The organism is Alienimonas chondri, from assembly GCF_013036045.1.
In the GTDB taxonomy this organism is placed as follows: domain Bacteria; phylum Planctomycetota; class Planctomycetia; order Planctomycetales; family Planctomycetaceae; genus Alienimonas; species Alienimonas chondri.
This window is the reverse complement of the sequence record NZ_WTPX01000041.1, coordinates 25705-33365: the sequence shown is the minus strand read 5'-3', so window position 1 is coordinate 33365 and position 7661 is coordinate 25705. Positions and strand designations below refer to the sequence as shown.

The 7661-nt window shown below is 67.6% G+C and carries 3 protein-coding genes and 2 pseudogenes; 2 read left to right on the top strand and 3 right to left on the bottom strand.

The window, feature by feature from the left end; genetic code table 11:
- Positions 1 to 391, top strand: a pseudogene (locus LzC2_RS08290) (hypothetical protein); the annotation flags it as partial.
- 317 nt (positions 392 to 708) lie between these two features.
- Here the strand turns inward: LzC2_RS08290 and LzC2_RS08285 are convergent.
- From LzC2_RS08285 to LzC2_RS08275, 3 genes and pseudogenes are all read right to left on the bottom strand, one after another.
- A pseudogene (locus LzC2_RS08285) lies at positions 709 to 1502 on the bottom strand (IS5 family transposase).
- A 210-nt stretch (positions 1503 to 1712) separates the two neighbouring features.
- The gene (locus tag LzC2_RS08280; RefSeq protein WP_171185741.1) at positions 1713 to 2984 is read right to left on the bottom strand and encodes a DUF1552 domain-containing protein; all 1272 of its coding nucleotides are present in this window, start codon (positions 2982 to 2984) and stop codon (positions 1713 to 1715) included.
- 74 nt (positions 2985 to 3058) lie between these two features.
- Positions 3059 to 5515 carry a DUF1592 domain-containing protein gene (locus LzC2_RS08275; protein WP_171185739.1) on the bottom strand — a complete coding sequence of 819 codons (2457 nt, stop codon included), beginning with the start codon at positions 5513 to 5515 and terminating at the stop codon, positions 3059 to 3061.
- Between the two features lie 365 nt (positions 5516 to 5880).
- Here LzC2_RS08275 and LzC2_RS08270 point away from each other — a divergent pair, with 365 nt between their 5' ends.
- Entirely contained in the window at positions 5881 to 7632 is a 1752-nt protein-coding gene (locus LzC2_RS08270) for a SulP family inorganic anion transporter (RefSeq protein ID WP_171185736.1), read from the top strand.
- The last annotated feature ends 29 nt before the right edge of the window (positions 7633 to 7661 follow it).

Sequence of the window (7661 nt, the reverse complement as noted above, 5' to 3'; positions counted from 1 at the left end):
CGACTGCGAACCGCCGTTGTCGCGGAGGCGTCCGCATTCCACGTCCGCGGGTCAGTTTCCAGCGAGCGAGGAGGAAGTCGACCTGCTGGTCGGCGCCGCGGAGGTCCGGCTGGCGACCGTCGTCCTGACTGCCCGCGCCGCCGCCTTCCGAGACGCTGCCGCGGCGGCCGCGGAACTCGCGGACAGGTTGCAGCCGCTGACGGCGACCGGCGCGGCGCCGCCCTCGGAAGTCGCCGCCGCCGCTCGGAGCGCCGAGTTGTCACGGCTCGCCGCGGACGAGGCCGCGGCGGCCGCAGCCGTCCTCAGCGAGTGGGCGGTCACAGAGGCGGGACCGAACGTCCTCGTCCCGCTCCCCGCCGGCCTTGACCCGCTGACGCCTTTCGCGGGTTGACGCCGATTTCCCCACACCGTTCGGGGGTGAGGGGACGAACCAACGGCATGCCGCTCTTCGATGCCACGGCCGCCGCATGTGACCTCCTCCAGCCAAACAGCCGGCGCGACCCGCTGCCTCCGTTCTCGGCCGTGGCCGCCGCCTTTCGGGACGGAACGGCCATGATTCACGGCAGCGGCACTTCGCAGCATGGGTCGGCAGCTACGGTTTTCGCGACAGGTCGGCCGTCCCGGCGACGCGGCAACGGCTCGGGGCCAGAGCGGAGGCGACGCGACGCGAGAGCTGATCTTCGCCTCGAGCCATCATCCACTTGGGGCCTATCCCAGTAGGCCGGCTTTTTGGAAGGCGATGTGGGCGCAGACCCAGTGGAGCAGGCCCAAATAGTTCGCGTCCTGCTCCTCCCAGCGGATCAGGATCGTCCGGAACCGGTTCGGCCGACTGTGGGCCCGCTCCACGACCCACCGCCGGCTTTCTATCCGGACTCCTGCTTGATCGCTTCCGCCTCCTCGCCGCGGCAGCGGGTGTGCGGCGTGAACCGATATTCCGCCAGCAGTGCACGCACTTCCCGGTAGTCGTACCCCTTGTTCAGACACATCCCCTGCGGAGCCTCGTCGGTCGGCTCGGGCCGGGGGATCGGGAGACTTTCGAGCGTCTCCCGCACCAGCTTGAAGTCGTTCCGGTTGGCCCCGGCGATCGCCAGCCCGATCGGCACGCCGCCGCCCTCGGTCAGCAGGCTGCGCTTCACCCCGAGCTTGCCGCGGTCGGTCAGATCGCGGCCCGTCTTGCCTCCCGAGCGGGGCCTTCGTCAGGGCTCCGTCGGCGTTCAGCCAAGACCAGTCGATCCCCGCAGGACGTCGCACTCCGTCAGACCCCGCCGCCACAGTTCGACGAACACGCCGGCCGCGACCCACTCCTGAAACCGCCGGTGGGCCAAGGAGGAAGAGCAGATCCCGGTCGCGGCGAGGGCGTTCCACTGGCAGCCGGTCGGCAGGCGAAAGAAGATCGCGTCCATTGCCGCCCGGTCGTCCACCCGCGGGCGATGACGGCCCGGCGGATGCGGCTTGCGGGGCGGCAGGAGCGGCGGAATTCGCTCCCACAGTTCGTCCGGCATTCGCCAGTCGCGGCGGTCTGTGCGCTTAGTTTCCACGCCCACGGCCTCGACGGCCATCGCACGAACCTCCTTGGTGACGGCGGACAACCGTGTCAGTCTCCTAGTCGTCACCTACCTACCAGTCGTCACCTACCGGGATAGGCTCTGAGTTCACCCCCAATTTGGCGGGTCAATGCTCAGTATTCGACAGGCGCGCGAACGGGGATCGGATTAGAGGTCGATGCCCCGGACGCCGGCGGCGACGCTGCTGCCGAACGCGTCGGTCTCGATGCCCATGCGCTGCTCCAGCGTCACGAACAGATTGGCGAGCGGCGTGTTGTCGTTCGCGTCGTGGGCGGCGTAGCCGGTGTGCTTCAGGCCGCCGCCGGCCACCAGGATCGGCAGGTTCCGCCAGTCGTGGGCGCTGGCGTTGCCGAGATTCGAGCCGAACAGCACCGCGGTTCCGTCCAGCACGCTTCCGCCGGACTCCGACGTGCCGGCAAGGCGGGCGAGGAAGGCGTCGAACTCGCGAATCTCCGCCTCTTCGATCAGCCGCAGTTCCGCGATTTTGGCCTCGTCCTTCCCGTGGTGGGACAGATTGTGCCAGTCCGTCGCCACGCCGGGAATGTTCGTCGGCGGCGCGTTCATCGCCCCAAGCGAGAAGGTCGCCACCCGCGTGCTGTCCGTCTCGAACGCCAGCGAGATCAATTCGTACATCAATCGCTGACGCGCGGTGATGTCCTTGTCGTCCGCGACGTCCTCCATCGGCGTGCGATCCACCTGCGGCTTGGGCCGCGTCGCCCATCCTTCGGACTGCCCGATGCGAACCTCCAAATTTCGGACCGCGGTGAAGTACTCGTCCAGCTTGGCCTGGTCGCGGGGGCCGAGGCGTCTGTCGAGCCGCCGGGCGTCGCTGCGAACGGCGTCGAGAATGCTTTTGCCGCGGCCGAGATCACGGACTTGATCGCGAACCTGCTCCGGCGATCCGTCCACGAACAACTGCTTGAAGACCTTCGCCGGACTGCGTTCGGCCGGCAGGTTCACGCCATTGGCCGTCCAGGAAAGCGAGCCGCCGTTGTTGGAGAGGTTCAAGAACGGCAGACGCGTCGTCCCGCCGAGGCGCTGCGCCATCACCTGGTCGACGGAGATCGTGTTGCGGAACCCCGCCAGCCCCGGCCGTTGGGCGCTGGTCAGCCAGGTCATCTCGGAGGCGTGGCCGTTGTTGCCGCTCTGCTCCGGATGGGACAGACCGGAGAAGAGCGTGTACCGGCCGCGGTGCCGTTCGATCAGCTTGAGGTACGGCGTCGCCTCGTGCTCCGGCCCCTCCGTCGTCGGGAAAAAGTGCGGCCCGTGGAAGCCGAGCGAGCCGTTGATGAAGACCGTCCGCTTCGGCTGCTCCTCAACGGCGGAACGGCCGAACGCCGGTCGCATCGCCCCCAGCAACGGGAGCGACAACGCGGCGCCGGCGCCGCGGAGAAACGTGCGGCGGTGGAGAGCGGACATGGGCAAGCGTCGGATGGGGAGCTGACGGGGATCGCTGAAGGCGATCGGATTTGGGGAGGACGAACCGGAACTCGCTACGGGCCGCGGAAGATTTCGCTCTGCACGCACAGGTGCAGCAACTCGCGGACGCGGTGGCCCGATCGACCGCTCTCCGCGACGATGCGATCCAGTTCCTCACGGTCGCTGAAGCCCAATTCGCGACCGCAACCGAAGGTCAGCAGCTTCTCGGCGAGCGTCCGGGCGAGCCGGTCCTCGTCTTCGACGAGCAGGTCGCGGAACTCCGCGAACCCAGTGAAGGAGCGACCGTCAGGCAGCTCGCCGGAGGCGTCCACCGGCGGGCCGAGACGATAGCGCACCCTGCGATCGTTGATCGTCACGTCCACTCTCTCGCCTTCTCCAAGCGTCCGATAGCGATCGCGGAGGCCGCCGATCGGGTCGAACTGCTCCATGGCGAAGCCGGGCGGGTCGATCTTGTCGTGACAGCTTTGGCAGTCGCCCGTGGAGCGGTGAGCGGCGAGCAACTCCCGCAAGGTGCTGGTGCCGCGCGTGTCCGGTTCGACCCCCGGCGTGCCCGGCGGCGGGGGCGAGGGGGGCGTGCCCAGCAATCGCTCCAACACCCACACCCCTCGAACGACGGGGCTGGTGTTCGTGCCGTTCGCGGTCACCTTCAACACCGCGGCCTGCCCCAGCAGCCCGCCGCGGAGGCTTCCGGCGCCGCGGGTCGGCAGGGCGACCGATCGAATCTCCGGTCCCTCCACGCCGGGAATCGCGTACAGCTCCGCCAGCCGAGCGTTCAGGAGGGCGTATTCCGGTTCGATGAGATCCCGGACGGGGCGATCCTCGACGAGCAGCTTTTCGAGGAACGCCAGGGACTCTCGCGGCATGCTCCAGCGGAGGTAGTCGTCGAACTCCGGGAACAGGGCGCCGTCCGGGGCGGTGAAATCGATCTCCCGCAGATCGAGCCAGGCGTCCGCGAAGTCCTGCAGGAAACGTGCTCGGTCCGGCTGCCGTAGCAGACGTTCGGTATGGGCACGCAGCGTTGTGGGATTGGACAGTTGCCCCGCCCGCGCCGCACGCCGCAGGTCTTCGTCCGGCGCCGTCCGGGTGAGGAAGTAGGCGAGTCGCGCCGCCAGCGCGTGCTGGTCGAGGCGCCCCGCATCATCGACCGGCTCGTCGAGGAACAGGAACCGGGGCGAGCAAAGCAGTGCGGAGAACGCCACCTTCAGCGCGGATTCAAAGTCCGTCCCGGCGTCGCGTTCCGCCTCGTAAAGAGCGAGGAATGAACTGATCTCCTCCCGCTCGACCGGCCGGCGGAATACGGCTGACGCGATCTGAACAAGGCTTGCGGCGGCGGCGTCCGAGGCGGCCCGTTCATTCGGGAAACTGCACCGAAAACTGGGTCGGTACCACGTCTTCTGTCTTTGACTGGGGTTCGAGGGCATGACCTCCTGCCGGTCGATGCCGGCGAAGATCAGCTCGTGACCGCGACTCGGCCACGGTTCGGGCAAACGCTCCAGCGTGACGTCGAGGATCGCCAAACCCGGACCGGCGTAGTCGTCGATCGCGGGACGGTCGCGTTCGTTCGGCAGACGGAGTCCGTAAGGTTCGATCTGCACCATGTAGCGCTCCGCGACGTCGGCTTCGAACGTCACCTCGTGCATGTCCCCCGGCTGGCCGGGCGGCATTTCAAAATACCCGTAGACCGGCTTGCCGGAGCCTCGCGCGAAGCTGGTTCCGTTGACGGAGAACGTCAGCGGCTCGCCGTCCGTCTGGAAGGCGTATCCGCGGACGGTGATGCGGTGGCGACCGGGGATCTTCGGGTCCGTGCCCCGCAACATGCCGGAGGGATAGCCGCCGGCGCCGAACCGCACGACCGCGCCGTCGGACAGCTTTCGCCAAACCTTTCCAATGAACTGATCCCCTTCCCGGCTGGTCGCGTAGCTGGCGACGACCGCCTCCGGCCGCGGAGGAGCGATCGAATCGACGACGGCCGCGTCCCACACCAGCCCCGCGGCCTCGATGTATCGGACGAGGTGCGTCGCGGAGACGGAGAGCGCGTCCCCGACGGTGTCGAATTCATGGCTACGCCCGTCCTCGGGCAGCAGGCCGGTGAAGTCGAGGTTCGTGCCGAAGGTATCGTTGAGGGTGTTCTGGTACTCCCGCCGATTGAGCCGCCGGAGGGCCGTCTCGCGGACGGTCGAATGGGCGGCAACGAGTCGGCGGGAGAGCGAATCGAGCAACGTTTCGACCTCGCGGGACGCCGGACGCGGGGCGTCTGCCGGGGGCATCTCGCCGTCGTTCACGCGATCGAAGACCCGCTCCCAATGGGCGAACGTCGCGGGATCCGCCAGATCGGCGGAAAGCTGATCGAAGTCCAGCCCGGCCTCCGCGAACTCCCCGCTGTGGCAGTCGACGCAATGCGCCTGAACGAACGCGGCCGACTCCGATCGCACGTCGGCGGCGATCGCGTCGGCCGTAAAGAGAACGGAGGCGAATAGGAGCCAACCGGCGGCGGCAAGCGAACGATTCATAGATCAAATCTACCCGATGCCGGGGGGGCCGTCACGCTGCGGATGCGAGGGTCGATCCGGTTTCGTTCGTTGAGCGTAGGGCGAGACGCAACTCCCCGCCGTGAATTACGCGCTGCTCGGGCGGCCCCGACGCATCGAGAGTGCGCAAGATTGCCGCGGCCGGACGGTCGATCGCTGTGCTAGGATTCCAACTCAACTCGCAAGACGATCGTCAGATCGACAATCCGGCTCGTTGATTGCCGGATCCGGCGTTTCGCTCGCCGCCGGTCTTTCGTCCGACGCCCGCCGCCTGGGCGTCGCGACACGCCTCAATATTATCGCCTCCGGCCTCGACCCGATGCGGGTTCGCCGGACCTGACACGCCCATGCTCCAGTTTTTTCGACAGCGTCAACGCAGCATCAAGGGCGACACGCTCTCCGGTCTCACCGTCGCCCTGGCGTTGGTTCCGGAGGCGGTCGCGTTCGCCTTCGTCGCGGGGGTCGAGCCGATCATCGCGCTCTACTCGGCGTTCTTCCTCTGCCTCGGGGCCGCGGTGCTCGGCGGGCGACCGGGGATGATCTCCGGGGCCACCGGCGCGATGGCGGTCGTGGTGATCGGTCTGGTCGAAATGCACGGGGTCGAGTACCTGTTCCCGACCGTGATCCTCTGCGGACTGTTGCAGATCGCGGTCGGCTCGGCCCGGCTGGGGGTGCTGATCCGCATCGTGCCGCACCCCGTGATGCTGGGGTTCGTGAACGGGCTGGCGATCGTCATTCTGCTCGCCCAATTCGGCAGTTTTCAGACGGTTAGCGAGGCGGGCGAACTGATCCCGCTCAGCGGTCCGCCGTTGTGGATCATGCTGGGCCTGATCGGGCTGACGATGCTGATCATCTGGGGGCTGCCGAAGCTCACCCGGGCGGTGCCCTCCTCGCTGGCGGCGATCCTGACGGTCTCGCTCGTCGCGGCGGGGATCAACGCGGGTCTCGGCCCGGACTACGTCGCGGAGGGGCAATGGAACGTCGTGCCGACGGTCGGCGACATGGTCGCGACCGGCAAGAAGGACCGCGAGGCGACGAAAGCCCGCGTCACGTTGGAGGCGGAGCACGAAGCGAAGACCGCCGGCCGTCCCTCCACCGAACTCGATCCGGCGCTGGTGCAGGCCGCGGTCGCCTCGGCGCTCACCGCGGTCGAGGAAGATCCCGAGAGCCGCAGCATCGCCGGGGGATTGCCGCGACCGTTCTTTCTTGAGTACGCCAACCTGCCGCCGGTCTCCTGGGAGACGCTGTGGATCATCTTCCCGTTCGCCCTGACGCTCGCCGGCGTGGGGCTGATCGAATCGCTGATGACCCTCGCGCTCATCGACGAGATCACGGAGACCCGCGGCCAGAGCAACCGGGAATGCCTCGGTCAGGGCGCCGCGAACGTCATCTGCGGATTCTTCGGCGGGATGGGCGGTTGCGCGATGATCGGGCAATCGTTGATCAACGTGAACTCCGGCGGCCGCGGTCGGCTCAGCGGGATCGTCGCGGCCCTGGCCCTGCTGTCGTTCGTGCTGATCCTGTCGCCGTGGATTCAGATGATCCCGATGGCGGCGCTGGTGGGCGTGATGTTCATGGTCGTCATCGGCACGTTCGAGTGGGCCAGCCTGAAGATGTTCCGCCGCATGCCGACAGCCGACGTGCTGGTGATGCTGCTGGTCGCGGGATACACGGTCGTGATGCACGATCTCGCCAGCGCCGTGGTGCTGGGGGTGATCGTCTCCGCGTTGATCTTCGCCTGGCAGCACGCCACGCATTTGAACGCGGACATCAAGATCAACGAGCACGGCAGCAAGATCTATCAGCTCCACGGCCCGCTGTTCTTTGCGAGCATCGCTTCGTTCAAAGAGCTGTTTAATCCCCGCGAAGACCCGGACGACGTGGTCATCGACTTCTACTACACCCGCGTCTACGACCAGTCCGGGTTGGAAGCGATCAATTCGCTGGCGGAGAAATACACGGCCCTCGGGAAGCGGCTGCACCTCACGCATCTGTCGCCGGAGTGCCGCACGCTGTTGGACCGGGCGGGATCGCTGGTCGAGGTGAACGTCAGCGAAGATCCGCAGTACCACGTCGCGACGGATCGCTTCACTCGGTAACGCTTCGCCCCGCCCCTGCCCCGTGCCGG

Excerpts from the sequence above, each read along its gene's own strand:
- LzC2_RS08280 (WP_171185741.1), bottom strand. The coding sequence starts at position 2,984 with ATGTCCGCTCTCCACCGCCGCACGTTTCTCCGCGGCGCCGGCGCCGCG.
- LzC2_RS08275 (WP_171185739.1), bottom strand. The coding sequence starts at position 5,515 with ATGAATCGTTCGCTTGCCGCCGCCGGTTGGCTCCTATTCGCCTCCGTT.
- LzC2_RS08270 (WP_171185736.1), top strand. The coding sequence starts at position 5,881 with ATGCTCCAGTTTTTTCGACAGCGTCAACGCAGCATCAAGGGCGACACG.